Genomic DNA, 25,669 nt, shown 5'->3' on the forward strand with positions numbered 1-25,669 from the left:
GAGCGGGTCACGAATCTGATCAAGCTTCTAAAAACGGCGGAGGTGCAGAAAACGTCGGAATACCGGATCCGGAGGATCATGAAGTCGGACCTGGTCATCATCGATGAGATCGGCTACACGCCGATCGAGAAGCGGGAAGCCAATCTGTTCTTCAACATGATCAGCGAGTTGTACGAGAAAGCCTCGTTGATCGTCACGTCCAACAAGAGCTTCGACTCCTGGGCCGAGATGATGGGCGACTCCGTGATGACTACGGCGCTTCTGGATCGACTGCTGCATCACGCCAAGATCTTCACCCTGGATGGGGAATCGTATCGTCTTAAAAAATCAAGAAAGGAGGTCTGAATCATTCCGATGAGGCATGGGAAATCTGTTTACCATGAAGGTGGTAAACCTACTTACCATGCTATAGGGAAATCTCCTTACCGCGGGCATGGGAATAGTCCTTGACTTTTCCAACTGGTCCCCGTCGAGGCGGAAGCGCCGGGCCGCGCGATCCCTGACGGCGCAGGACAGGCTCATGGCCGCGGGCCAGCTCTCGCACCACAGATCGTGGAGGAATTTCCCCCAGCCGGGCGAAGGATCCCGCATCCGGCCGGACGGCAGGGCCCTCTCCATGAGTACCGGCAGGAGTTCCTCCAGGTACGGAAGCTCCCTTGCGCCGATGACGATCCCCTGGAGGTCGCCCGTTGACACACACCTCCTTCATTTGATGATCGTAACAACGGGCAGGTTCAGCGGCGGGCCGCGCAACCGACCATCCGTTGCAACTGACAGTTAGGCCGCTCACCCCTGCCCCCTAGTGGAAGAAACCACTAGCGAACAAGACCGCGCCCAGCGCGGTTAAAATGTGTAGAACAAGCAACGCGTTTGGAACCCAGATCTCTCGTGAGGTAAAGGACCGATAGACCTTCGGGTCCTCGCCACGACTCAGAGCCTCCCATTCCGCGGCATAGATGGCTGCCTTCAAGTAGCGCTCGATCGTGTTGATCACCTGAAACTTGCCGCGGTTGAGTTGGCCAAATGAAGTAATCAGGCTTCTCCATGCCGCGCAGAGAATTGCTCCGGCGACTGCCAATACAGCGATTCCGACGCCGCCTAGCCTACTGCCACCGGAGCTCTGCACGATGATCCCGGAGGCGGTTAGCAACGCGCCGTTCATCGTCAGGAAGAACGTGTTCACAGCTTGCCGACGACTCACCAAGCTTTCGGAGCTATCGACCATAATCTTGTAGAGGTCAAGAGCCTGCCGAGTCTCCACATCAGTCGTTGGGGGCCCAGAAGGAAAGAGGATCTCTGAAAACGACGGCCGAGAGGCTCCCGCCTGGTCGAGTTGATCAGCGGCTTTGTGAATGGCCGTCGTGAAGACTTGATCTTCCTTCCTGACTTCCTCGGACAGATCGCCATAGGCGACAAGGGACGCGTGCGCGCCATCACGCTTCGCCATCCATGCCGACCATGCATCATGGACGTCACTCTGAGTCACATTCGCGCCCTTGGCTCGCAGGAGGACTGCGTAGAGCCGGAAGAGAGAGTCGGAGTCGGCATCCGGAATCCGATCCTCCGGAACGTGGCCCCGAATCCTAGCGGCAAGATCATCGAGGTACATGGCTACTCAGGTCCAGGTATTCAGCCATTTTACGATCTGATCGAAGTCCCAGCGAATGACGTTCTTGCTCGGCAGGCCCGATGGAATCAGGTGTGTCTTGTCCCTGTTGATTTGAATGCCGAACATGTAATGCTCCTGGCGATTCGTTTCAGCAACCTCCCACAGCACAGCCTCCGATTTATAGGTAGTGGGCCCGACAAGGACGATAGTGCCCTTGGTTGCTGCAATCCGCTTCTTGCACTCGGTCCTCCATTTCACGTCAAACGGGTCTTGGACAGAATAATCGTAGAACTCGATGTCGTTGTTCTTGTCCTTGGCCTGTTGCACGAGGAAATCTCGTGCCCACTTATCCTCCATCTCGAAGCTGATGAACGCTCGTGGTTTCGCCATCTGATCCTCCTTTGTCGGTTCTCATCGCCGTGTGTTGGCGTCGTCGGCCTAACAATAGTTAGGCGAATCCGTAAAAAATGCTGCGACTCGTTATCCGGTCCAGATAAGACACATTTGGCTTTTTTCAACAAAACCCTAATACGCAATATGCATTCAATGATATGATGCTGGCCTAACCATTTATCCCAGCATGTTATGCGGGTTTGCATAATACCTCGCTATTTGGTTCCGGCCACCGGGCTTCGAACGTCCGTAGATCCTCCATTGTGCGTGGAGAGAAATGGTGGAATATTCGGTTTTTCTCCGCGACGAAGCTGACTTCAGGGAAAGCCTTCATATCACCCCTTTAGGCGAACATAAGATTAGCAAGTGGATATCTAAATGTCAAGAAAATCAACCAACGAAACCTCCCATGACTGAAGCCCAGAGGACTGTCGACTGAGCGGGCTCTCCGGTATTTACCTTGACCGGGATTTCACTCGCTGGAACGATGGAGCATACGACTTTCAATTCCGGCAATTCGGCCTCTTTGTTTATCGCTTCAGGACAAATAAGAATTGACAATATCTATCTAAACCGCTCGATCTCATCAGAACGGTATGTCATCGTCCAGTTCTTGCACAGCATCTACATTGGTTTCGCCGGTAGCTCTTGATTTGAATATGGTCAGCACTCGCTCTGCGATTCGTACGAGTTGGTCAAAAGTAAGAATCTCTATCCTATGCAAGTGGGCATTGAGATTTCTAATCGCGTCCTGAACGGCAACGTCGCCGTCTCTCCCAGCTATAATGCGCGCACGGATTTTTAGGGTATCCACATTGTCTTTGCTCCTGATTGAATCGCGTCTTCTCTCAAGTTCTTCTATATATCCAATAACTTGGCCAATCACCTTTGATAGGTTCGCCGATAAATGGTGAGAATTGTGTGATGAGTCGTATCTCATCAACGGCATCATGGCAGGCGTCTTAATCTCAATGACTTCCAGAAAATTGTCTGATGTCCGTCGCAGCATGAAGTCAAGGCTTTCGTCTCGTGTCCATTTCCGTCGGTCTAGCAGCTCACTGTATTCGCTTCCAAACATCCATGGATTAGCCTCAAGAAGTTTATGGTAGTCATGCTCGACCGAAACATCTGATTCAACAAGTTTCACCAAAGAATCATAAGCCATCTGATACTGAACTACTTGCGCAGCGATTGCCATATACTCAACCATTCTAGGATCACTCTTCTCAAATATCTCAATGAACTCATCAAGGTAATCGTGGGCATCTTGAATACGCGGAAGTATAACCTTAACTAGTTCCACCATGTCTGGCGCCGCCAGGTTTGGAATTTCGGCAATCAGATTCCCCAGCTTCGTAAAATCCTCAGACCCGATTACATGCAGATCTCCCGTTTTCGTGAGTTTCCCCTCCAGATGAGCTGTCAGAAAGCGGTGCAAGTGTTCAATCTCGTCAGGATCTTGACCGTCGAGGCGAATCGATCGATCCGGTTTGCTGAACCAGCCCGTCTTGCGCCGGTCTATGCTGTCCAATTTCAGGGTATAGTGGTGACGCTCGCCAGTCTGTGGGTCGACAATCTCCATTAACGTCGCGATTCTGAATGTCCGCGGTCCCTCTTTAAGGGTCAATTGTTTTATCCAGCCAATATTGGGATTCCGATATGCCTCTTTAATCCGCACCATCACCTCATCGAGCGATGTTTCAGGCGGCAAACCCTTTTTCGTCATTTGTACTCCTTCAAGCTGTCCTAACGCCTTGCTGTTATTTTGCAGTCACCGGAGGCGGTCTTCAACACCAATGGCTTATTAGACTGTTGGCTGTAAAAAGACATCTCATTACTACAGATGTGCTAATCTTTCGAGCACTCTAGGGATCTCGGTTTTTATGGCGTCAGCAAACTTAAGATGACGACAAGGCTTGATGGCCCCAAACATTTTCACGTATCTCTTTCGAACGTCTTTAGAGCAGTCGATGACGGTCACATTCAGAGGCGTAGTGTGGCTCCTCCGAGCTGCGACTCCGGCCAGCAGGGACCGAATGAACCCGTCAGACGGTGGAAGGCTGTAACCGATAAAGATAACCTCTCTTGCATCTGTAAGCGCACTCAAAGCGGTACGCCACATATCGGTCAACCAAGGCTCTCTGCGAAGCTTCGCATAGCTTGGCGGCAAAATTGCTGGTGAAGCCTTGCGGCCGTATCGTTCGTGGAGCAACTCGATTGCGCCGACGGCCACGACAGCAGGCTCATTCTTAAAAAAACTGCCACGACTTGATCCAATATCCCTTCCATCTCCAAGATCAGCAGCTATCGCAATTCCTCTCGACATGCCGCCTATTCCTTTAAAGAAGTTAATGCTTCCATGGAGTTTGCTAACAATTGGCCCAGGGGGATTGAGTTGTGATTTATCAACGAACAAATCCGATCCATATCCCGCCGAAAAATTGGAATCCCATTTTGTTGGATAGCCGCAAAGGATACCATGAAGGAAGCATTCATACTCCACTACGATGTCGTAGTTGGTCGTGACAACGGTCGTACGATAGGCGAGATTCAGATCACGAAGCATTAAGAATAGCTTCTTGTAGGGATCCCGATCTACAGGTAACGCCCTGGGAGGCTCGTTCCGCTTGATCTGCAACTGATGATAAGTTTTCCATATCCACAGTTCAATATTTTGGATGATATATGCAATCGGGAGTTCTCGGTGGCCCAGCGTAAGTCGCTCAATCCCAGTCTTGTGAAGGACTTCAGCTACACCAAAGACGTCTTCCACATTGTTCCAGTCGAAGCCTCCCAACCCGGAGGACATACACCAGTTCCGGAACTCTCCGTAGATATGTTTGGCCTCTCGTAACAGCTCTCCTACGTATCCCCGACGACTCTCCAGACCTGGCTGGGTCTTCACACTCAGCTCGCTGAAGTCTCTCATCAGGGGAAGTCCCGCATCCAGCGAGAAACCTGCTCCCAGGAATAAGACTAGATCCCTTGCCATCATCATATCTCCACCGTGTAACACCCAAGCGTTTAGCCATCGGCTAAGCCGATTGGCTGTATCGCCTTGTTATGCGCCGAAACACGGTCGCTACGTAGGTGACTTGCAGAATCGAACAAACGTCTCTGCAAGTGGGGTAAGCCGATTGCCAAGGAGTTGCAGGCCTTGGGCCGAGGTCATGGTGCTGAAGACGTCCGGGCTGGTATTTAATAGGCCGAGCGTATAGAGATCTGAAAAGGCAGCACGAATGACAGGTAGGCCAACTCCTGGAAGAGCGACCGGGAAAAAGGTGGAGAATCCGCCTTGGATCTTGCTTATTGGAATTGACATTGCAGATAGGTAGTTGTGTGTATCTCCCATGAACCGGAGGATTCGAAGGTGAACTGGAGAGAGTCGTTCGACTAGGGTAAGGAAGAACTCGCGCTGGTCTTGGGTTAAATCGTTGGGCAACAAGGAATTGACAAGGATTCCCCGGAAGGCATCAAGTTTTTCTGGCTGCGGAAAATCCGATGCACCACGGAGTCCACGCTCAAAGATAAAGGCGTATTCGTCAGTTTCGATCCGTTCCTTTTGCACGTTGTCTTTGAGTACATTCAGATCTTCTGCAACTCGCTGAGTGAAGGCCTCAAGACGTTTGAAACGTCTACTGGGAATGTAGTCGGACATCAATGATGCGATTCCCCCGCAGAATGGAGCCGAGGCGAGGACGGCTTTGAAGATATTAAGCAGATGCTCGCTGAGACTTGAGCTGGGTTCCCTCAAAGTGATATCGCTTCTTGGCTCGCTGCTCACAAACAAATCCCCTTGAGGCGTCTAATTACAACTATACGGATCTGCGACCCGATAAACATTGCGCATTTGAGGAAAGGGAGGGGGATAAAAGGAAAAAAGAGCTTCCGTTCTATGACGAAGTTGACTTCTGGGACAACCTTCATATCACCCCTTTAGGCAGAATTAAGATTAGCAAGTGGATATATCATTGTCAAGCAAATCATAGGTGGCCGGACTCACTCAGGATGCCCGACCAAGTTTCGTCGGAATTCCCATTTTGTTAGTATTCCCTCTTTTGAGATGATCCACATTTATCGAATACTCTTTGGATCAGTTCCCCTTTTTCGCATGACCGTCCTGTTTCTCAGCGCTATATTCTTTATGATTCGCAGCGGCAACAAGAATTATGCCGCACTCAGAGGATGAATATTACTTGATATCCCTTTCTCCTTTGCATTCAGTTTGCCACCCAACAATTCATTTTTTCAGATATCCGAAATATTCAGGCCGTTTTCTGGCGCAGACAGAGAAGGTTAAAAGGATATATTCAAAATCTTCGGGAGAAAGATCATAGGTTATACGCCAGCCTTTTGAATCTCGTTAAGTACCTGCCTGCCTAATGGTGTCAGCAAGAATACTCCTATCCTCTCGGAAACATCTCTTAATTCATTGCATCCCCATTCAGGAATCTCCACTTCCTTTTCCTTATAGTCAACCAGACCGACATCGAAGAGAGCATCCAATTTCTGCGGGGAGTAGCCCTTTTCTGCCAGATCCTCAAAGAAGCCATCAGGCGCGTCTTCCGGGACAACGCGTTCATGAAGGAACTTCAAAAGATCTTTAATCTCATCTCGATCAGCAAAGGCAGCGTGTCTAATGAGGCCATCGACGCCGCCGATATTCGCTAAGCTCCTCTTTGATGCACCTATCAGCTCAAGCAATTCGGTAGCGAGTACCATGATCCTGAGGCACGCCTTCTCATCAATGAGACTGCCCTGATGAATCGCATAATTTCGATAGTATGCAAAAGCGGCTTGAAAGAGCGCGTGTACTTCCTTCTCTGTCTCGGGGCCGAATGGTAGACGGAGCTTCACTCCGCTCCCGGGACCCAGAACCGAATTTATGAGTCTGATCCCGTAGAGTTTCGGGACGCCCGCCCGTTCCTTCAGGGCTAATTCCACCTGTGTCATCGCCTCCCGAGCGGCGTGCTTGAATTGACCATCCAAGTACAGCTTAATACATTCCCCGGCGATTCGGGGATGCAGTATTTCGTCAAGCCTCACGTTTCCCGTCATGGCGCATACCGATAAGTTTTAGCGGTGGCGTAACGCCATCCGCTGCAGGCCATTGTTATGCTTGCGTATTCGTTTCATCCTATCCATCGGATCACCTCTTTGTCCCTTGCTTTTCAGATCTGTTCGGTCTGATTATGCCTATAATAGCAACTAAACTCTATCACCCCCTTGGTCCAAAAAATGGGAGGGACGTCATTCCTATCTCTGCGGTAAGAAGATTTCCCTATAGCGTGGCAAGCAGGTTTCCCACCTTCTTGGAAAATAGATTTTCCATGCTTACTCAGAATATTATGGGTCAACCTGGAGGATGCATATATCATACGATAATTCACACATTTGAAGAAGGAGCCCAATTTCTAACCATGTTTTTCCATCCTGAACAGCTTTCATCTTACATTCTGCATGCTTATCTTCACAGCTTTTTTTTGCAGGTACTCCATAAGTTGCGGAAATAATTCCAAAAATCAGCACTGCAATAAGATAGAGAACAGAAAGTTTTTTTTTCACATTTTTCTCCTTTTAATACTCATTATTATCACCACCTCTAACCGTTTAGTCGTAAAAATGGAAATAATTGGGAAAACTATTAACTACTCTTCGTAAAAATCATTTAAAAAGACATTATTTCATTATCACCTGCAATAAAGATCCCTTCCACAATGGAGACATATACACTTGTAAGCAATGATTTTTTCAATTCTTCCTGAAAAAACAGTTTTTTTGGGTGAATTTATTGCTAAACTTTTCTTTCCGCATACTGGACATCGGTCATAAATAAAAAAAATGGAGATTGGACATCTTTCGCATATTTCGTCAAGTTCTTCTTGATACATTCCGATCGGAAATTTTGGGATTGCATCTATTTTTTTAAGCTCTTTTGGCCACCTTGAAAATCTTACTTTTTCTATACAGCCATCTCGTCGATTGTTAAGACAATGGTCCATTAAATATCGCGGCATCTTGTTGAGTAATATAGCCAATTTATACCATTTCAGACAAGAATTAGTGTTCAATAAGGAAGACGTTTCAGAAACAATAATTTTCTCACTCTAGAAATCTTCCTAATTCCCCCTCAAAGCAGCAGGGCCCTCTCCATGAGGTCTGTCAGGAATTTCTCCTGGTAGGTAGCTCTCTTACGCAAGTATCCCACGGCCGCAAGCCGCCGGAGGATATAGGCCTTATAGGGCGTGAGAATCGCCGCCTCCGATTTCGTCCTCTTGTAAGGGGCAGGACCGGACTGTCGCAGAACTTTTCGGACTGCCTGGATGTGTACCCCAAGGTCCGGGCAATTGACTTCTTGGTCTCCTTGAGCCTGAACCGACTGTGTATCTCGTGCCACACTTCTGACTTGATCATCCCATCTCCTTCTGATGTCCATATCGGAAGGAACATTACAGGTTCCGATCTCATAAAGAAAACCCCTTTCAGAGACACATGGGGTGATTTTTTGTTGCTCACAAGGGGTGATTCTTGCATGTCCGTTCATACCCGTGACCAGGTCGCGATCCGGAAGATGACCGTTCCGGACGATCGCCCGGCGGCCGTCCTCAATCCGCTGATGCTCCATCCGGCTCAAGTACTCTTCCACTTCGTTCTTCAGAGCTTCCTGAAGCATGCGCTGCGCCCCTTCCTGAATGATTCTGTCCAGAAAAGAGCGCGACTCAGAAACCATTCGATCTTTTTCCTCTTTTGCAGTAATCTTGTTTATGAGCGTATCCTTTCGGACCCTTCCGGGTCCATGTTGAATTTGAAAAGCCAACATAGGATACGCTCTTTCCTTTTCCTTTCATACACAAAATTGGGTTATATCTCCCGCGGCCGCCCTCCTGTGGTATTCCGCAACACTGCTTCTGGATACGTTCAGAGCTCGGGCAATCTGTCGAACCGACAACCCGGCCTCTTTCAATCGAAGCGTCTCTTTGATCTTGCGCATCGGAAGTCTCTCCGCGGGCATCCGTGTCTCCTTTCCATGTGGGATCATGAGACACCTTACCCCGAAAAGCCCGGCGACGACTTCACTTTATTCAGAAAAATTTTTCATTCCGATTCATTCCGGCCACCTATTCCGAAAAAACCGCTAAAAGTGGCCGGCTTCGCTCGGAATGGGTGGCCGGATTCCGTCGGAATGCCCGGCCGAGTTGCGTCGGAATACCTATGTTTATCAACAAAAGCACTTCCGAAACTGGCGAACTTGGGCTAATCTTGTTCCAGACAGATGTTAGATTTACTTTTTAGTAAAACTTCCCCTCTGTCCAAATATATTGAGAAGCAGTTTGCCTCATTTAATACTGGGAGAACGATCGGCTCTATGTCCGGGAGGACAAGGTCCGCGGATCTTTGGACAGGCTTAATGAACCGACAGCTCAAACGTATAAATAAAGAGAGTTATGATGGCCACAAAAATCAAACTTCTTTTAACACAACTGTCTAGTACCGAGCTCATAAAAATCCATATTTCATAGCCGTGAGTCTTTTATCCGTGTATAAGCAATGGTTGTTGCCTTGCACTTCCGTTTGGTTTGATCCATAAACCCCAGGGTAAACTTGTCATCCGATTTTTGAAAAATATCCAAACCGCGACCCAGGAGTATTCTCCAGCCGGTATCTGTTTCTATCCAGCGGTCATGGATGTTGTCAGCTAATACATAGTCAAACTCGATGTGGTCCTGGCTCAACCCCTTTTTTAATTCGTTCAGCTTCGTCTTCAGCTCGGCTTCCAAATAAGTATCACACGCTGTAACAAGGTCGAGTTTCAGGGGCCCATCTGTTGGGTCGAGCATTTCGCAAAAAGACATGAGATTGTATATTTGGTACTGCAGCCGAATGTATGGATCGCATATCTTGATTAGTTTTGCGCCCTTGAGATACGGCAGAAACAGCTTCTCATAAGAGATCCCTCTCTGGCCTTCAGCGATATCCAGCGTTTTTTCCTCAGGGCTTCGGTCTGGTGACAACGGATCGACTTTCTGCGCCTCTTGTTCAGGGTCCGGTTTCTCATCCGGGTGAGACAGCTGAAACTCGTCAGGGCTTTCGCTTTTAATGGTCACCCATTTGTATTCCTGGTCGATTTTCGACAACTCATCCCGAATTTGTTGCCGCATGCGCACCGCTGGATTTACACAGTAGGTAATGAACTCTTCCTCGCTCAGGACGAGATCTGGAAACAGTAGTTTCAAGAATCCCTCGGCCAGTCGCGCAATGGCTTTGTTGTCGCGCATGTCCTCACACTGCGGGAGGTGCAAACTCTGTGAGACATAGTCGGCATACCGCAAATCAACACGCAGCTCATGCAACACCTCGCTGAAAAAATCACCCTTGAACCCAAGTGTTCTTGATGGCGTGTTTCTCGAAACGCGGGGCATGAACCAACCCTCGATCAGCCCGTGAATGCGGTCAATGAAAGCAGATTCCTGAAGAGCATTCGGAAGTTCCTTAAATATCCCGTCGCTCTCATAAAGCGGCAGCCTGTTGCTTCCTAGGGTAATATTACCGAGCATCACAAACCCAGACTCAGACGTTCCTAAACTCCCCGTTGCCCTGCGATACCTTCCGCTTTCAAGGTACATCTTTAGCGCCGCCATGGCCTCGCCGGATGCATCGGTATGAATTTTCTGGATTTCGTCGACCACAACGACGTCATAGCGCGGTATGAGGCCAATCTGCTTTGTGTTGCTGTTGAAAAACAGTGCCGGAGCAGAAAGCTTTCCGCCTGGAATGACGGCCGCATATCGGCTGATGTTGTCAAACACGAATGATTTGCCGGTTCCCTTCGGAGCCAACTCTGTGATGTTGACCCTGGGTTCGACCAAGGGGATTATTCGGCTGAGAAGCAGGAGTTTCTGAGACAGCCGGTGAACGTCGGGATTAAATTGACAACTCGACACCAGGAGGTCAATCCACTCGTCTATGTCGAAGTGCTTGCGTGAATCCCGAAAGTAGTCCAGATCAACCCCAGGGGTCTGAAATGCCTTGAATTCGACCATCCATATCTGCCCCTTTTTGACGTCTTCACCGTCAGGCGGCACATATCTCAAAGTGCCCAGACCCCACATACCCGTCTTCAAGAGCATGGGATTGTTATCAATAATGTCCTTTTGAACCATTCCGTTGCTGACGTCCAGAAGGGGGATGCTCAGATCGTGCGTGTGGCGCTCCAGGTTGACATTGACCCTGAAATCATCCAATATCCGAACCTCTTCCTGCTCCATGAGGCGATTCAGGATCGTGTTCTTGTCCGCTTTTTGCGGCAAGTATTTAGAAATCGTGTTGACTATTTCTGTTCGGCCGTCTTCAGTGAGTTCATCTCCGTCCATGAACTGGCTGATGATCCACTCACCGACATAAACGGGAATCGCGCGAGCGCCGAAACCAGCCTTTCCCATGAGACCTTTGTTGATAACGACCTCTCCGTAATAGTCCTTTGCTTTGCTTTCAAATGACTTCATCATTTTTGTTGCCTCCATCAAAGGTCTCGCAAACTGAACCCGCCGGCCAAGGCTGATTTGAATTCACATTCAAGCGTCAGGGTATAAGTGTGCTGTTCGCCGGAAATTTCATATGCGATCTCGATTTCAAGGTTCTTCTCCCCCAAAGCCGCCTTTTTGAAATAACAGTTCATCTGGATCGTATTCACGGCCCCGGCCGGTATGACCCCGACATCGCAGCTCTTAAGATCGGTTTCGGGGGAGGCCACACTGGCCCGGAGAACGCGGATGTCCACGGCGTTCGGATTCTGTATTTCAATTATTACTGTCACGACACGCTGGATATAGAACTTGGCCCTGCCTGTTTCTCGTATCAGATCCAAGTCCAGGAAGCGCGTAGCGGGATCTTTCCATGCAGCTTTTACCAATTTGTACAAAGCGGTGGGAACCACAACCTCTTCCGGCGTCACTCCACCGTGCAAAAAGCCCTTTGCTTTGCTGGACCGCCTCACGGTGTTGTGCCCCCTGGGCAAGAAAAATACTCTGCTGTCCGGCACATAGGGTTGTTTGAATTGATACCCCAACTCCCAGAGGTTGTCGGGGATGTTTCCCACTTGTTTCTCGTCCAGCACGGCGAAACGATGTTTTTCTTCGGGAAACAGCTTGCTGACAACCGAGGAATTGAAAGATTTCTTTTCTTCCTCCAATATTCGGCAGGCACCATGATCCGTCACCACGTAGACGCTGACACGCTCCCTTGTCCCAGCCCACTCTTTTGAGATTCTGCCCACAGACGTTGCCATGCGCGCAAACAACCGATGCAGCTCTTCATCGTAAGATGTTCCTTTTGATTCCACGTCTGAGTGTAGCAGCTCGTCCCCATCCAAGAAATTCAAAAGGACAACGGCAGACTCCTGCGGTGCCGGCAGTTCAGATAACGCCTTCAAATTGCTAAGATAAACAACCTTTGTGTTGTTCCAGTCGACCTGGGCGCGCATCTTGAGAATGGCATCATAATTTCCTGGGCCATGTTGCCACTGCCCACTCACCAAGACTGGCTTGTTGTATTCCGTAATGGTCGGCAACGCTGCGAAACGATACCTTAAGTCATGGCGGCTGTAGCCGACGTTACGGAGCGCATTGTCCAGGAGGCCCGCAAATTCCAACGGCAGACAGTCAACAAGGAGGATGATCGACAACTGTTTTTCCGTTCCGCTTAAAGAAATGTCGGCCAGACAGTGGGCCAGGCTGAGGTTCGGATCTTTGTGGATGGCGGCGTATTCCTCAATAAACCAGTCGGAAAAGCGAGCAACGGCGTGTTCCAATTCTTCGTCATATTGTTTGTTGTAATTTTGCCAGGTGCGGTACGGCGTGTATTCCTCTGTGGTCCATCGTATCCACTCTGCGCTGTCCCACTTTTCCTCCGGGCCGATTAGCCTTGGTCGGGAGGGTGCAATGTAGTGTCGGAGTGAGTTTAGGCTGCTTTCACTCACACCCGGGCAATGTCTGAACTTTACCTGAACTTGTTGAACATCCTCTGTGGCGGGAGAAAATTGACGGCTCCCGAGCATCTTAGAAATAAAGTGATACTCCTGAAAGAGCCGACCGGAGGTCCAACCCAATACCTTCCGGAATTCATCACCGGAAGTGACTTGGCTCTGGATTTCTTCAAACAAAAGCTCAATTTGTGTGAGTATCTGTTCCCTGGCCGCAGGCTCCAAAGGCAAATCGCAAACCGCCTCAACAGGGATGTTCCGAACGAACAGAACCTGCTCAGGAGTCAAAACATATTCCAACAGCTTTTCAGGATAGCCGTGCAAACAGGCCCACAAACTGAGCCACTGCCACAGGTCCCCAGTGTTTTCAGAAATGCGGGAACACAGATTCTTCACCCACACCAACTTACTACGCTGCGCCCACGTTTCACATTTTGATTCCAGGGAGCGATACAGTACGGGATATTGTTTGAAGGCTGCCTTAGCATCAGCGCTGACAAGCGCTTTGATCACATCCACGAGGTCGTTCGCGTTGAAAGCATCCTCTTCGAAGACTGAGCCCAAGAAGTGCGCCAACAGTCGATTGCTGAAGCTCGTTTGTCCTGCCTGGGGCTTTACATCTAAATTCAAAAGTCCCTGGTCAAGTACGTCCGCATCCGTCAACCAATCAGGCAGAACTACATTCCACTTTTCCGCAAGTACCAGGCGAGGCGTTTTTTCACTGAAAAAGGTTGGACAGCCAATCTGTTCAGTAAAATCCCTCAGCCATGTAAAGTGGTTCTTTGAACGCACCCACACTTTCAGGCCGGATTCAAATGCCCCAGAGGCGGACAATTGTCGGCATGCACGCACATAATCCTCTTCCCGTTCCACCAAAAAAACACCTTCGGGTAGAGTAGACGTCAGATCGCCGATATAGCTGATGGATGGTTGGTGCTTACTCTCTGTCACGCAATTCTTCCTTATTGTCTTTGTTAATGGTGTTTAAAAGTATTGCGATTTGTTCAGCCGTCTTTTTGTCTAAAATCTTTTTTTTCACACCAAAGTCGATAATAGATTTCATAACAGCCATTAAGCCTTCCACATCATTAGGGCATTTGAAAGATGCTTCTCCGATCAAATTTTCCTGAATTTCATATTTTCGTTCTTTGCTGATAAGTTCTAAATTAACCAGATCACTATAGTTGCCTTCATTATCAACCGCTCGCAAATTGATCTTAACATTTGAGCGACTCTTTAACAGTTCAGCGAGGTTCGTATCTTCGGTTATTTTTTTTGCGCTACTGGATGTTCGTGGATCACTGCCGTCTGTCGTATAAACCAATGAATTGACCCCTTCAGGCATTTTTACCCAAACCTGCTCAGTTTCACGAATTTCTTTTTTGCCTTCATCAACTACAGGCTTGTAGACAACCGGCTTGGCCTTGTCGATCTCGGCTTTCGCCTGTTTAATTTTTGCTGCATAGTCCTTGATGTGCAGCGACGTCCACTCTGCTACAGCACCAAATCCGTAATCCTTAGGCAGAAGCTTGACAATTTTCGTGCTGAAGGCGGCAGAATGATCGGCCATACGCAAAAGGAATTGTTTCGCGTCTTCGTGATCGCACTTTTGTAGATCGCGTTGGCTTGGATTCAATCCCGAGTACCACTTGTTAACCACATTTTCGCACTCGATCATGTCACCCTTGGCACCGAATATTTCACAAACTGCCTGCGCCGCAAGCCGCTGAGCGAGCTGTTCACCCAAGTTCAAAAGACTCACGTCTTCGGCGAAGGCTTTACAGATGCTCTGGGCATCCTTTTCCGTCAGGGTGTCGCCCACCGGAACGCCGCTGTACACAGCAGGTAACTGTTCGAGCATGAAATCAAATCGGTCCACAATGCCGGTTAGCCCATCCATCAGGCTCTTGAGACTCATCAAGCGTTTCTTTCGATCTTCCTCATACAGGCCGATCACTTTGGCAACAGCCGGCAACCCGTTCCACCACTGTTTAAATGTTTCAAATGCGGAGTTGAGGGACCGGATCTCACCGTGCCTCAATGGCGGCGCATCAACGGCTTTTGCAATCAGATCGACGAGCGTTATTTGGGCCTGAGAAATGTCACGGACGACAAACACGGTCTTGGCAGCAGCATCCGCTACAATATTGACCAGGTCGTCATAGCTCCTGAGCGGTTGCTCCACCATCTGCGTGGAGTCTTTGTACACAATCAATCGCTCGCCATAGGCCCGAATGACATGCGCCAGCGACAGGATTAGGGGCGTACCGCCAACACCGAAGGGTGCATCTTTGGCTTCATCCAGGAACGCGCCCACTGAAAATGCTTCCCCTGGATTGAGATTAGCAAGGCGATTACACAATTCCTTGAAAACCGGAAAATCATCGTGGAGTTTGGCGGGATCGGTCACGCACGTGAAGTAGGACACAACACCTTCTGATCCGGCGTTCTTTAGAGCCCCTGCACCCCTTAGCAAGACTTTTTCCAGATACCGCTTCTCACCGTGATTGTCGGGATTGCCGTTGTCAATAAAAACCTTTTCCGCGCCCAGCAGAACGCCTACAGCCTGCTTCAAAGCGGTGTTTCTACCCATGCGCCATTTTTCGTCATGGGAGAAATTCAGATCAGGGTGTTTGATCCGGCATCGCTTCTTGAACAGCTCCTCGCACAACATGTCCGCCGGTTTGTGGGACTGTTTCGGCTTATCCACCAGGACTTTGCCGCCTTGCCAGTACCAGCAGGCCCCGCTGCCCTCCGCAATGTCACGATAAACGCGTTGCAACATCTGAAGATATCCATCTTCGGGATTTTCGAAGATGTCCCTCAGCCGCGACTCGGTCTGGGCGCTGATCTTTTCCGCCTCGTTGGGCGGCAGGTAATGCCGACACGCTTTCACTCTGAGCAGGATCTCTGCAAAGGGCTGCGGCGCATGGGGCACAGCCAGAGCCACATTTTCATGAGCAACGGCCTTGGCTGCCTCCCGAGCCACATTGATCTCACTGTCGTCTTCGCAAAGAACATAGACAAGGGTGCCTTCAAAGCTTATGCCTGGCTTGTTGCGACTCTCGGTGTAGTCAATTCGGATTTCGTCCCAAAGCGCATCACCGAGGTCCTTGGCCCGCACAAAACGGGTTCGGAAACGTTTGTCCTCGCTAAAAGCCAGGTTGTGGCCCTTGGCTTCGGCGAATTCAGGGATGTGCTTTCCAGCAACCTCTTCGAGAAAAGCCGATACCATATCCGATGGATGCAATTTGGGGTCGGCGACGTACCGTTGAATCAGATCATATGGGTCCTCGCCGGTACTTGCTGCCAGTTCGTAGGTTTTCGACTGCTGCCGGAAAAAGACCGCACCGTTCTTGACCAGGTCTTTTAAATAGCCTTCCACCTGTTTTTTTTCAGAGTTGCTCAGACAATATAGCCCAAATTGAATATTTTCCAAGCTCGTCGGGATCTGACACAGCTGATAAATCAGGATTGTTCTGAGAACCTGGATGCGCTCGTCTTCCTGAAAACCTAGCAATTCGCCTTCTGCCGCCTTACGCAGTGCGTCCATGCTCGCGTAATAGCCATTGACAAACTGCCGCTGCCGGTCCCGGAGCTCCAAATTTTTTTGTGATAACTCCTTGCTGAAGAACATGAACAGTTGGTCCACCGTGTACAGGTTAAGTTTTCCGCCGGAAACCGTCACGTCGGCATTTTCGATAAAGTCTGCGTACGACCCTTTTTCACCGCCCACATCACCTGAGAAAAAAGTAAAGGTGCTGCGCGCATCCGAACCGATCTCCGAGGAGAGCTTCAACAAACAGGACAAAGCCATGGGATGCACGCCGTAGATGTCTTCCAGCACACGTTCACGAATGCGGTTCACATCGTCAATCCACGGAAACAGATCGAGGGACTTGCACGGCGGCACCAGTTGATCGAAGATGCCAGTTTTGGGGGCAATCTCTTTCCTCCAGGCAACGCTATCCTTCTCAGTTTCGACGATGGCCCCAATGATTTCCTCGATGCCTTCGTTGAGCAGGTCCACCTGGGTGATGCGGGCGCTCATGACGGCCGCGTCGTCTTTGCTGAAGTGGTCGGCGTAAGATTTGAAATCTTTGTGAATGCATCCGACGAACAGAACGTTGGGTTCATTTTTACAGATGGTCTCCATGAACCCCTGCAAGATGTCCTTTGAATAGCCTGCTTTTTCCAGGGTGAACCCGAACTCGTCAAAGAATATAGCCAGCCCCTTGAACCGGTCTTTGAAAACCTGGCTTTTCACCAGTTTTCGTATAATGGGAATCAGATTGCCCGACCGAGGTTGAAACTCAACACCACCCATCATTTCCTTAAACGCGGTGCGGAATTTGTCCAGCACGTCCGAATCGTAGTTCTTGAGCCCGGCGCTAAGCTGATCAACTGTGAGTCCGGGAACCACCGCTTCGAGCACCTTGCCGAAGTCCACGTAAAAATTGCGTATGCCGCCTTTGTCTCCCTTTTTTTCCCATTCGGTCAGCTGACGTTCCGCCTCGTCAAACTCCGTTTCCACGCCGGCATCCAGTCCCTTGGCCTTGCAGGCATCAAACACCGCTTTCATAACCACATCCTCGAATTGACGCCCCGAGTAGTAGTCGCAGATCGCCACCAGGTACTGACCATCTTTGCGGATGTTTTTCAACAGCTTGGCCTTCTCCGGATCGAGCTTGGCGTAGTTCTCGTAAAACCCGGCAATTTCAGGGTCACCGCTGGAACGGCTCAGCACATTGGCCGTCATCAGGCAAAGGTGCGACTTACCTGTTCCATAAGAGCCGCTGAGTAAATAGAACTTTTTGTCGTTGGGTTGATAAAGCCCTCGACAAATGCGTTCAAACGCCAGACGGTGGGCCTTGGTCGGGCGATACATGGCCATGCGGTCGGCGTTTTCCTGGACCGCTTCAAAGGCGCTTTTAAGCTCAACAAAATTGGCATAGCCGGATTTTAATTTGACAACGTCCTTTATTTTACTCATCGTCTGTTCCCCCTTCAGAATTTATTAAATCGGGAGTGGTGTCGTCCGGCATTTTTCGCTTTCCGGGCATATCCCAAACGAATACAGCAAGGCGAGCCAACATGCCTTGACGGCATTCAATCGCCTCAGAGTTCCATTGATCGAAAGTGATTAAATGTTCCACGGCACGATTTAGCTGGGTGTTCAATCCAACCTTCGGTTTTTCAGCTAAAGAACGTGTTAAGAGGTAGGAAGATTGGCGATAGCCAGGTACCTTTTTCTGATAATGGTCATTTGAAACCGAAGTATTAATGGTCTTTTCAAGCAGCGTAAGATTACCGAGTTTTTCAACATACTCTTTATACAGCTTTTTTTTATCAAAGGCCTCTTTCACCTCGTTTGTTGGATTCTGCGGTAGGATGTGTTCCACCTCAACCGTTGAGGCGATGTATTGGTCGAGGCTGTCGTGAGCCGGATTATTCCAGGCCTGTTGCTCTATATACTGGGTTAGCTTAGCCAGAATATACCGCATACGATATTGTTGGATTCTCGATTGTTTCAGTTCCTTGAAAGCAAAATCAAATGAAGCGCGCCTTTTTTCAAGATCTGACATAAATTTGTCGTGTATGAATTGCTCCAAGGCGGTTTCGTCCTTGGCCTTCCGCAGATCGGCAGACCAAATGGCGAAATTTCGTTCGAAAGTACGTGTAGGCTCCCTGGTGATAATATAACAAAAAAATAGGTTTTCAATCGCACGGCACAGTCGAGAGAACTCCTGCTGAGGCAAATGACGCCCGGCTAAAAGCAATATAAAGTGCTGACGTGCAGCACCGCTTAATAGTGTGAGGTTTTTCAGATAAGGGTTTATGGCCCCGGTCACGTCCTTGGCACTTAGAAAACTACGCCATGAAGTCGCGCATTCAAGCAGCGTTTTAAGAAAAACAAGCGGTTTATCTTCCAACCCGGCCAATTTGGAATTTTTTGTAAACCAATCGTATATTTCGTCTTCTCGAAGGGGTTTTTTTGAATCAAGTTCAAAATGAGCCATGATGAAATATCGTAGAAAACGCAGAGGCTTTTCCCCGCAAGCCCCTAAGGTATCGATTAAATCCTTCCAGCGCTGTTTAAGCGTTGGGTATTCAGCAGGAGATGTCTTCATAAAGAGCAGATTCTTTAATAAATCCATCGCATTCAGACCAACTCCTCTGTCGTTAACCGTCTCGAAAACTTTTAGGGCGTTTGTAAGGGATGGGGTAATGATGCGGATCAGTTTTACCCGCTTGGTAAAGGTGGCATAGAATAGCTTGAGCTTCTTTGGTGAAGAATCGCAATTGATTCTCAAAAAATCGCAAATATCCTGATAAGCAGACCGGATGCGTTTGACTGAAATGGTGTTTTCGGCGATTTCTTCCAGATGAGCAGGATCATCGACTATCTTTTTTAAGATCCCCTTGCTATCATCATACTGAAGAACTAATCGGTGTCTAAAATCCTCTTCACCATAGTCGTTTATCGATGCAAACGCGATTTGGCTGAGCAAGGTACTGTGTGGTTCTTCGTTAATCTCTTTCAGTAAATCGCGGATAGCACACAGCACCAGATAAATACTTGTCATCCGCTGCTGACCATCAATAAGGCTAAATGTTCCATCATCCGCCCTACATACGACAATGCTGCCCAAAAAATACTCGGTTCCCTTTATAATAATTCCATCTTCATCATAAAATTCATCAAGCACATCCTGGAGCAGCTTCTCAACCTGTTCACGTTCCCAGACAAATTCACGCTGGAAATCGGGAACAGTGTAAAAATCTTTATACAGATCTTCGATGGACAGATCTTTTGACTCGATTTTCACGCTCTCCTGGGTCATTTTAGGCTCTCCACAATCGGTGTTAATCGGTCGTATTCCTCAAGGCATTTGCGCTTGGACATGAACTCGCCGAAGGCTTTTTTCTCTTTCTTTTTAAGCACCGGAAAGGTTTCCAGGATGTAGGCGAAATCATCGCGTGAAAGGCCGTAAAGGTGAGCCACGTAGGCGTCGATTTCGGCTCGAAGCTGTGCCCTGTCGCCGGTGTCTCGTCGGTCGGGCATGCGGTCGTGCACGCCGCAATGGGGTCCCCATTCTGGTGTTAGATTTTTGGCTCCGTCCCGCAGGCGTTTTCGGATTTCCTGTTCATGAGCAGGACCGTAGGCATCGATTGGGGCTGATGGCGGATACCAGAAAGTTTGAGACTGCCAGCTGGTTGAAAAGGTCTTCTCCCAGAGCGCATAAAAATCATCTTTCACACAAATAAGTCTAAGTGCACGAGCAATTAAGAAGGAGTCGCCAGCGAGCATTGTCAAAGGTAATGGTAACTGCTCAATGTGGAAAATATTTACATTAGATGTTGTCCGAAAGCGTATACAAAAATCGAGGACATGCGAATTTAATATCGCCAGTATTGTAAGAACAGGTAATGAATTTATTTGCTGTGTATTGATATTAATGCATGTGCACTTTACTTCACATAGATACTGCCGAGGAATAATGGTGGCAATTAGTGTCCTTTCATTTGTTGCGGCAGCAACTCCACGAAAACAAAGCCGGTAGTGAGAGGGACCTCTCCTTGGTAAATTGTGATATTTCTTTTTTGCCAGATCCGCTGCGTTGTTTTCCTCTACCCAAAATCTTGGCTCGCTAAAATAAGGATCAAATTGCCATATGTTTTTCCCTTCCCATAGCGGAAGGCCCTTACTTTCAGTGTTCAGAATAGAAGCATCTGATGTAACATTCAGTTCCTGGTAGATATCTATCTGTTTATAACTCCCTATGATCTCACCATTTTCGTAACATTTTGAAAGTATATCAATGGAGCGAGCATCCTCTACTTCGAGTGGTGTTAGGGTGCTTGGAGAGAACCTACGAATTTGGTCAAGGGTCATTGTTATAGATATCGAGTCGATAGCAGGCAATCGCTCAGGATTATGTTTCATGAAGGCGCACTTGAACCGGTCCGTTTCCCCACCTTTTTGTGTGCCGAAGGTGACGAACTTAAAGCGACCATCCACTGCGCTAAAAACAGTGGGCCACCGGTTTTCAAAGCAGTACAGAAACTCTATTTGGCTGCTACCAAAAAACCGTTGTCGCAATGGCTGGCACCCTTGGTCTGTATAAAGTCCGCTCGGCACCACGATCCCCATGCGACCGCTGTTTTTCAAAATAGCGAAGAAACGTTCGAGGAAGGCTTTGTAAAGATCAATCTTCCCTTTCTGAAGAGATGTATATGCCTCGGGCTCTTTGAAATAAGCTGAAGCATCCTTAAATCCCGCCTCATATTTCTGCCACCTTTCAACTATAATCGGATGTTGCCTGTGTAGTTTATTAATGACCTTCAATGCTTCCTGTTTTTTATATTTTCTGAAATCCGGATCATAAGTGACATAGAATTCCTGAGTATTTGGTTGCAGTACGTCCCAGGGTGGATTGCCGACCGTCGCCGAGAATCCTCCCACTCCGTTAAGGCCGAATACGTCGGGAAACTCCAGAGGCCAGTGATAAAAATGGTGCCATTTTCGATATGCCTTTACCGTTTCCAGAATCTCAGGCAGCGCAGGATTCAGGGTGTTGGCTACAGACATCCCCTTTGCGAGCCGCTCAAATATGTCCTTGTAATCATCAGTCTGGATTTCCAGGTCCATCAGGTAAGCCGTAAAAAGATCGGCCAAGGGGCGCAAATGAGACGTCGCATCGAGCGCTTCATCCAACACGGCTTTCTGGCTGTCCGTGTCGTCCTCATCGATCTGGGTGATGGACGCAATACCCTGTCCAGCCTCGGCCAGGGCAGAGGAAAGGTCGTTGTAGTCAAACAGCAGCCTTTGCTGGTCTTTCCTTTTAGTGCTCTCCTTCCTACGTTCCGGAATGGAAGCGAGCTGATCGAGTGATCGAATGCCGATCAGGCTGTTGCCGCAGCGGACGTGGTGGTCAAGAAAGGTCAGCTTGTGTTCGATGGCAAAACAGTTGAGCCAAAGAGACAGTTTGGCCAGGTTAACGGCCAGAGGATTAAGGTCGACTCCGTAAATACAGTGGCGGGTGATGCGACGCCGCCAGTCATTGGGCCAGCTGGAGACTGAAACCCGCATTCCTTTGACATGGGGCACCTCTTCAAGCAGGGCGACCACTAGGCCAGCCATCTGGTTAGCTGCGTCCACCAAAAAGTGTCCGCTTCCCATTGCCGGATCGCAGACCTTGAATTCCAGCACTTCCTCTTCGACAAAACGTTCGACCAGCGCTGAGGCGGCTTGTGCCGCCCCGCGGCGGGTGCCTACATCGTGTCCTTTCCGCGCCTGCTCCAACAGCTCGTCGAACCGATTTCGATAATCCTGCTCAAATTTTTGGTTAAGCGGTTGGACGATGGTTTTTTCGTTGAGAAAACGTACCAGCGCCTCAGGCGTGTAATACGAGCCAGTTTGTTTACGTTCCAGTGCGGATTCACCGAAATAGACATCCCCCTTTTTGATCAGGGTGTCACCCTGTTTTTTAGATGTCTGGGAAGCCAACAGCATCTCCACACCCTTCTTGGTGCGGCGGCGGATGCGGTCGGCATCGGCAAGCAGGACTGTGTACTCCAGGATGTTCTCGTAAAGCTCCCCAAGGTGACGAACCTCAAGGTCTTCATAGGGTATGGCGTACTCTCCGTCCGGCTCGTTGTTGTACGGTTCGACAAATGCCAGCAGGTAAAGCGCTCGGCACATAAAATCGTTGCGCAGCTGATGTTGACCCAGGAACGGCTCCTCTTCGTCATCGAAGAGGCCGCCGTTGTAGCCCATGATGCCGTATTCCGGGTCACCGTCATTCACGGCGTTTATCAACCCTTTGAGATGCTTCCACAAATCATACTGATCCGTTTCGTGGCGTTCACCCCAGCGAAATTTGCGAGCCTCCTTGCAGAGTGTTTGGATGGAGTGCCGCTGGTAGAGATCAGCTTTTTCCGGGTCCGAGGGCAGCAGTCGCCGGGCCTCGGCATAAAACAGGAACAGGCAGCGGTAAATCAGCTTGACGGCACTCTCGAAGATTTCCGCCCTTTCTTCCTCAGTGTACTCTTCGCCGCTTTTTTGGGTGTCAAAAATGAAACCGTTGCAGATGTACTGCAGGACCTCGTCCACCTGGGCAAGAAAAGGTGTCTTGACGCTGTCTTCAAGCACTTGCTCTGATTGTTCCCGGTCGCGGTCGAGCCTGCACTTGTAAACGCCGACGGATTCATCCTGCTGTCCAACCTCGGCATCATCAACGTCCTCTGCAATGAAAGAAATTTTGTGAAAGAATCGCTCGAAAAGGCCATATTCAGCCTCATCCGATCCTTCCAGCGCCTGCTCTAAGGGCAGTTCCACGTAATCTTCATAGGGTCTTGAACTCTTGGTGGAGTAAAGCCGCCAAAGGGCACCGTTTGTCAGGATTCCCCAGTTGAGCTTACGTTCCCTGAGCTGCGCCAGAAGCTTGGCGGGGTAAAAGCTTCCGACGGATGTGTTGTCTATATATGATCCAGGCGGCGCAAGATAGAGCACTCCAATGCAGTTTTTAAACCCCCAGTCTTCAAAAAGCGGGTAAACGCCCGGAGCGATGGGATTGCCGGGAGGGACGAACTCGAGATAGCTCAACGCCTGTTTCAAGAAAGATTCCCACAGGGACTCGGTGTCCTGGGAATTCCGGGACCGCCACGTCTGAGCCAGGGTCGCCATGCGGCCCTGTGCGGCATCGTCGAGTTTGACGACGTCTTTCAATTCCTCAATAAAAAGCGAGCTGAACAGGCCGTTATTCTTCATAGTGCCAGGGTCTCCTTCTGATCGACCACGAATGTGTACTGACGATAGCGTCGGAATTCACGGGTCGCGATAATCTTGTCGTATTGAAGAACGAATAACAGGCAGGGCTTCTGGTTCCAGGTTTCCACACGGGTGGTGAACTGTTCGACGCTGTTTGCCTGGCCGGACCAGGTGGCCTTGAGAAACTCGATGCCTGAGACGATTAAAACAGGGGCCTTGTCATACCTTTTCAAGAAATCGAAAAGGTTTGGAATCAGGAACTGGCCGATCTTGTTGCCGAGGTTTACGTCCTGAGCGAAAAGCTCCAGCAGATCAAGATGTTCGGAATCAGTCTGGCGAGCCAACTCTGTAGCCCACTCTTTTTGGCCCTCGTACTCATGGGTCAGAACGATGCAAGCCCGACCGCGGGGGCGGGAGGGCAGGGATCTCACAAGTAGAACCATGTTGACAGGATCGCTCATTGAAAAATGCCTCCCGGTGATTGCTCGCTGTCTTCACGCGGCTCGCGGTCTTCAAAATGGGCGGACAAAAAACTGAGCGCCGAGAGGCCCGGCTTGAGACGAATTTGATCGAGGTTGTGGGTGGTTTCGTACCGCAGCCAGCCACGTTCGTGAAGCCCTTCGATCTGTTGCCGGAACGATGCGGCATCAAGCCCGAAAACCATGGCTGGGGAGCCAGGTGTTGCCGCCATCTCACTAACCTGGAAAAGATGGGTGCCTTTTGCAGCACAGAAATCATAAATCATGGCACTTATTACAAGAGGCGAAAATTGTGTGTAACGGCGACGGTAGAGGCATTCGTCCGACGTACGCTGCAAAATCTCTAAGTTTTTAAGATTTTGTTCAATGTAGGCATCGACAACAAAACGAACCTCTTCGTAAAGCCCCTTGCTGATTGTCCTCTTGCCGTATTTCCCTGCCAAATCGCTTCTGAGACGTTCAGTCCACTCTTCCTGTGTCATTGCCGATGCTTGAGTCAGCAGGTGATTGAATATTTCAAACCAGATCAGATTGCGAAAAGAGCCGGCACCGACGTAGTGACACCACTCCAGTGATCCTGTCTTTTCAATGAAAATATCATGTTCTGCAAAGAGTAATCCTGTCGGCGTCAACACCTGATTTCCCGGCTTAATCAATCCCATCGCCGCGCCAATGCTGATCAAGCTTTCAACTTGTCGATCCGCAAGCCCAGTGTCTTCTTGCAGAACCTTGCGGTTAATTTTCTTCGCCTGTCGATTCTCAAGGAGGAAATGAAGAATCCGAGCAAGTTGATCAAACTCCAGGAGGTAGCCGTTGCTGACCTGAAATTTACGCCGAGTGTTTTTTGGAGAGGTAGTATTTTCCTTTGAAGGCCTTGAAGAGGGTGGACTCACGCTACGCTCATTTGTATTTTCAGGAGACTCCGGTTTCCGCTCCGCGACAGAGGGACTTACCGATTCCACCTGTTTCTTTTTTTGGGGATTGGAAGACGAGGGGTTCGGTTTTTCTTCATTCGGCAATTTTTGAAACAACTTTTGATGTGTTGCTCCTGCTGCCATTTTGGCGGGAGGCGGTTTTGAAATAACAGATCTGATGGCTCCTGTTGCAATGAAATCAGCCACTTTGAGCAAAGCGACCGACGATTGTCCTAAGCCTTTCACCTTTGCAAGTTCATCTTGTGAGGCGGACAGGACCTTAGAGAGACTGCCAAAAACCCGTATGAGCTCCTCAGCGAGCGGCTTGACATCCTTGCGCCCGATGGCAAAGGTGAGAAGCAGTTCCAGCAACATTTCGTCAGAGTGCGACTCCACATCGCCCGACAAAAAGCGATCTCTGAGTCTTTGCCTATGTCCTCTTTTTCTTTTTTCCGTCATGTTGCCCCATTGTTATAGATTGGCCCTATTTTGCTTCTTCTGTTCATTTTATGCCACATCATT

Annotated in this window: 16 protein-coding genes and 1 pseudogene; 1 reads left to right on the forward strand and 16 read right to left on the reverse strand. The window is 49.2% G+C overall.

Translation table 11 applies throughout. The features are described 5' to 3' along the window. Nucleotides 1-345 (forward strand): ATP-binding protein (locus SCM96_10760; GenBank protein ID MDW7761103.1); only part of this gene is annotated, 345 nt, incomplete at its 5' end. A 454-nt stretch (nucleotides 346-799) separates the two neighbouring features. Here SCM96_10760 and SCM96_10765 read toward each other — a convergent pair. From SCM96_10765 to SCM96_10840, 16 genes and pseudogenes are all read right to left on the reverse strand, one after another. After that, nucleotides 800-1,609: a hypothetical protein gene (locus tag SCM96_10765; GenBank protein ID MDW7761104.1), complete on the reverse strand. Its 810-nt coding sequence runs from the start codon at nucleotides 1,607-1,609 to the stop codon at nucleotides 800-802. 6 nt (nucleotides 1,610-1,615) lie between these two features. Further along, a complete protein-coding gene (locus SCM96_10770; GenBank protein MDW7761105.1) occupies nucleotides 1,616-1,999 on the reverse strand; it encodes a TIR domain-containing protein in 384 nt (127 codons plus the stop codon). 589 nt (nucleotides 2,000-2,588) lie between these two features. Next, nucleotides 2,589-3,728 carry a DUF4263 domain-containing protein gene (locus SCM96_10775; GenBank protein MDW7761106.1) on the reverse strand — a complete coding sequence of 380 codons (1,140 nt, stop codon included), beginning with the start codon at nucleotides 3,726-3,728 and terminating at the stop codon, nucleotides 2,589-2,591. A 111-nt stretch (nucleotides 3,729-3,839) separates the two neighbouring features. Further along, complete coding sequence (locus SCM96_10780) at nucleotides 3,840-5,000, reverse strand: SIR2 family protein (GenBank protein ID MDW7761107.1); 1,161 nt, start codon at nucleotides 4,998-5,000, stop codon at nucleotides 3,840-3,842. An 84-nt stretch (nucleotides 5,001-5,084) separates the two neighbouring features. After that, complete coding sequence (locus SCM96_10785) at nucleotides 5,085-5,660, reverse strand: hypothetical protein (protein MDW7761108.1); 576 nt, start codon at nucleotides 5,658-5,660, stop codon at nucleotides 5,085-5,087. A 680-nt stretch (nucleotides 5,661-6,340) separates the two neighbouring features. Then, entirely contained in the window at nucleotides 6,341-7,060 is a 720-nt protein-coding gene (locus SCM96_10790; GenBank protein MDW7761109.1) for a TIGR02391 family protein, read from the reverse strand. A gap of 288 nt (nucleotides 7,061-7,348) precedes the next feature. Next, the gene (locus SCM96_10795) at nucleotides 7,349-7,567 is read right to left on the reverse strand and encodes a hypothetical protein (protein MDW7761110.1); all 219 of its coding nucleotides are present in this window, start codon (nucleotides 7,565-7,567) and stop codon (nucleotides 7,349-7,351) included. A 565-nt stretch (nucleotides 7,568-8,132) separates the two neighbouring features. Next, nucleotides 8,133-8,822 (reverse strand): hypothetical protein, encoded by a 690-nt coding sequence (locus tag SCM96_10800; protein ID MDW7761111.1) that lies wholly within the window; start codon nucleotides 8,820-8,822, stop codon nucleotides 8,133-8,135. A gap of 57 nt (nucleotides 8,823-8,879) precedes the next feature. Beyond that, nucleotides 8,880-9,014, reverse strand: a pseudogene (locus SCM96_10805) (helix-turn-helix domain-containing protein). 502 nt (nucleotides 9,015-9,516) lie between these two features. After that, on the reverse strand, nucleotides 9,517-11,523 hold the full coding sequence (brxL, locus tag SCM96_10810; GenBank protein ID MDW7761112.1) for a BREX system Lon protease-like protein BrxL: 2,007 nt from the start codon (nucleotides 11,521-11,523) through the stop codon (nucleotides 9,517-9,519). Then, complete coding sequence (locus SCM96_10815; protein MDW7761113.1) at nucleotides 11,523-13,931, reverse strand: hypothetical protein; 2,409 nt, start codon at nucleotides 13,929-13,931, stop codon at nucleotides 11,523-11,525. The genes brxL and SCM96_10815 overlap by 1 nt, the downstream gene beginning before the upstream one ends. Continuing rightward, nucleotides 13,918-17,973: a hypothetical protein gene (locus SCM96_10820; GenBank protein ID MDW7761114.1), complete on the reverse strand. Its 4,056-nt coding sequence runs from the start codon at nucleotides 17,971-17,973 to the stop codon at nucleotides 13,918-13,920. The genes SCM96_10815 and SCM96_10820 overlap by 14 nt, the downstream gene beginning before the upstream one ends. Next, nucleotides 17,966-19,810 (reverse strand): DUF262 domain-containing HNH endonuclease family protein, encoded by a 1,845-nt coding sequence (locus tag SCM96_10825; protein MDW7761115.1) that lies wholly within the window; start codon nucleotides 19,808-19,810, stop codon nucleotides 17,966-17,968. Before SCM96_10825 ends, SCM96_10820 begins: the two co-directional genes overlap by 8 nt. Nucleotides 19,811-19,821: 11 nt before the next feature. After that, nucleotides 19,822-23,754 carry a DNA methyltransferase gene (locus tag SCM96_10830; protein MDW7761116.1) on the reverse strand — a complete coding sequence of 1,311 codons (3,933 nt, stop codon included), beginning with the start codon at nucleotides 23,752-23,754 and terminating at the stop codon, nucleotides 19,822-19,824. Next, the gene (locus SCM96_10835; protein MDW7761117.1) at nucleotides 23,751-24,215 is read right to left on the reverse strand and encodes a hypothetical protein; all 465 of its coding nucleotides are present in this window, start codon (nucleotides 24,213-24,215) and stop codon (nucleotides 23,751-23,753) included. The genes SCM96_10830 and SCM96_10835 overlap by 4 nt, the downstream gene beginning before the upstream one ends. Next, on the reverse strand, nucleotides 24,212-25,606 hold the full coding sequence (locus SCM96_10840) for a DUF4007 family protein (protein MDW7761118.1): 1,395 nt from the start codon (nucleotides 25,604-25,606) through the stop codon (nucleotides 24,212-24,214). The genes SCM96_10835 and SCM96_10840 overlap by 4 nt, the downstream gene beginning before the upstream one ends. Between the last annotated feature and the right edge of the window lie 63 nt (nucleotides 25,607-25,669).

Source organism: Acidobacteriota bacterium, assembly GCA_033549365.1.
GTDB lineage: Bacteria > Acidobacteriota > Aminicenantia > Aminicenantales > Saccharicenantaceae > JAWSUF01.

Bases quoted from the DNA above. Each gene is read 5' to 3' on its own strand.
- SCM96_10770 (MDW7761105.1), bottom strand. From the start codon at position 1,999: ATGGCGAAACCACGAGCGTTCATCAGCTTCGAGATGGAGGATAAGTGG.
- SCM96_10765 (MDW7761104.1), bottom strand. From the start codon at position 1,609: ATGTACCTCGATGATCTTGCCGCTAGGATTCGGGGCCACGTTCCGGAG.
- SCM96_10835 (MDW7761117.1), bottom strand. From the start codon at position 24,215: ATGAGCGATCCTGTCAACATGGTTCTACTTGTGAGATCCCTGCCCTCC.
- SCM96_10840 (MDW7761118.1), bottom strand. From the start codon at position 25,606: ATGACGGAAAAAAGAAAAAGAGGACATAGGCAAAGACTCAGAGATCGC.
- SCM96_10785 (MDW7761108.1), bottom strand. From the start codon at position 5,660: ATGTCCGACTACATTCCCAGTAGACGTTTCAAACGTCTTGAGGCCTTC.
- SCM96_10775 (MDW7761106.1), bottom strand. From the start codon at position 3,728: ATGACGAAAAAGGGTTTGCCGCCTGAAACATCGCTCGATGAGGTGATG.
- SCM96_10820 (MDW7761114.1), bottom strand. From the start codon at position 17,973: ATGAGTAAAATAAAGGACGTTGTCAAATTAAAATCCGGCTATGCCAAT.
- SCM96_10800 (MDW7761111.1), bottom strand. From the start codon at position 8,822: ATGTTGGCTTTTCAAATTCAACATGGACCCGGAAGGGTCCGAAAGGAT.
- SCM96_10830 (MDW7761116.1), bottom strand. From the start codon at position 23,754: ATGAAGAATAACGGCCTGTTCAGCTCGCTTTTTATTGAGGAATTGAAA.
- SCM96_10780 (MDW7761107.1), bottom strand. From the start codon at position 5,000: ATGATGATGGCAAGGGATCTAGTCTTATTCCTGGGAGCAGGTTTCTCG.
- SCM96_10790 (MDW7761109.1), bottom strand. From the start codon at position 7,060: ATGACGGGAAACGTGAGGCTTGACGAAATACTGCATCCCCGAATCGCC.
- brxL (MDW7761112.1), bottom strand. From the start codon at position 11,523: ATGGAGGCAACAAAAATGATGAAGTCATTTGAAAGCAAAGCAAAGGAC.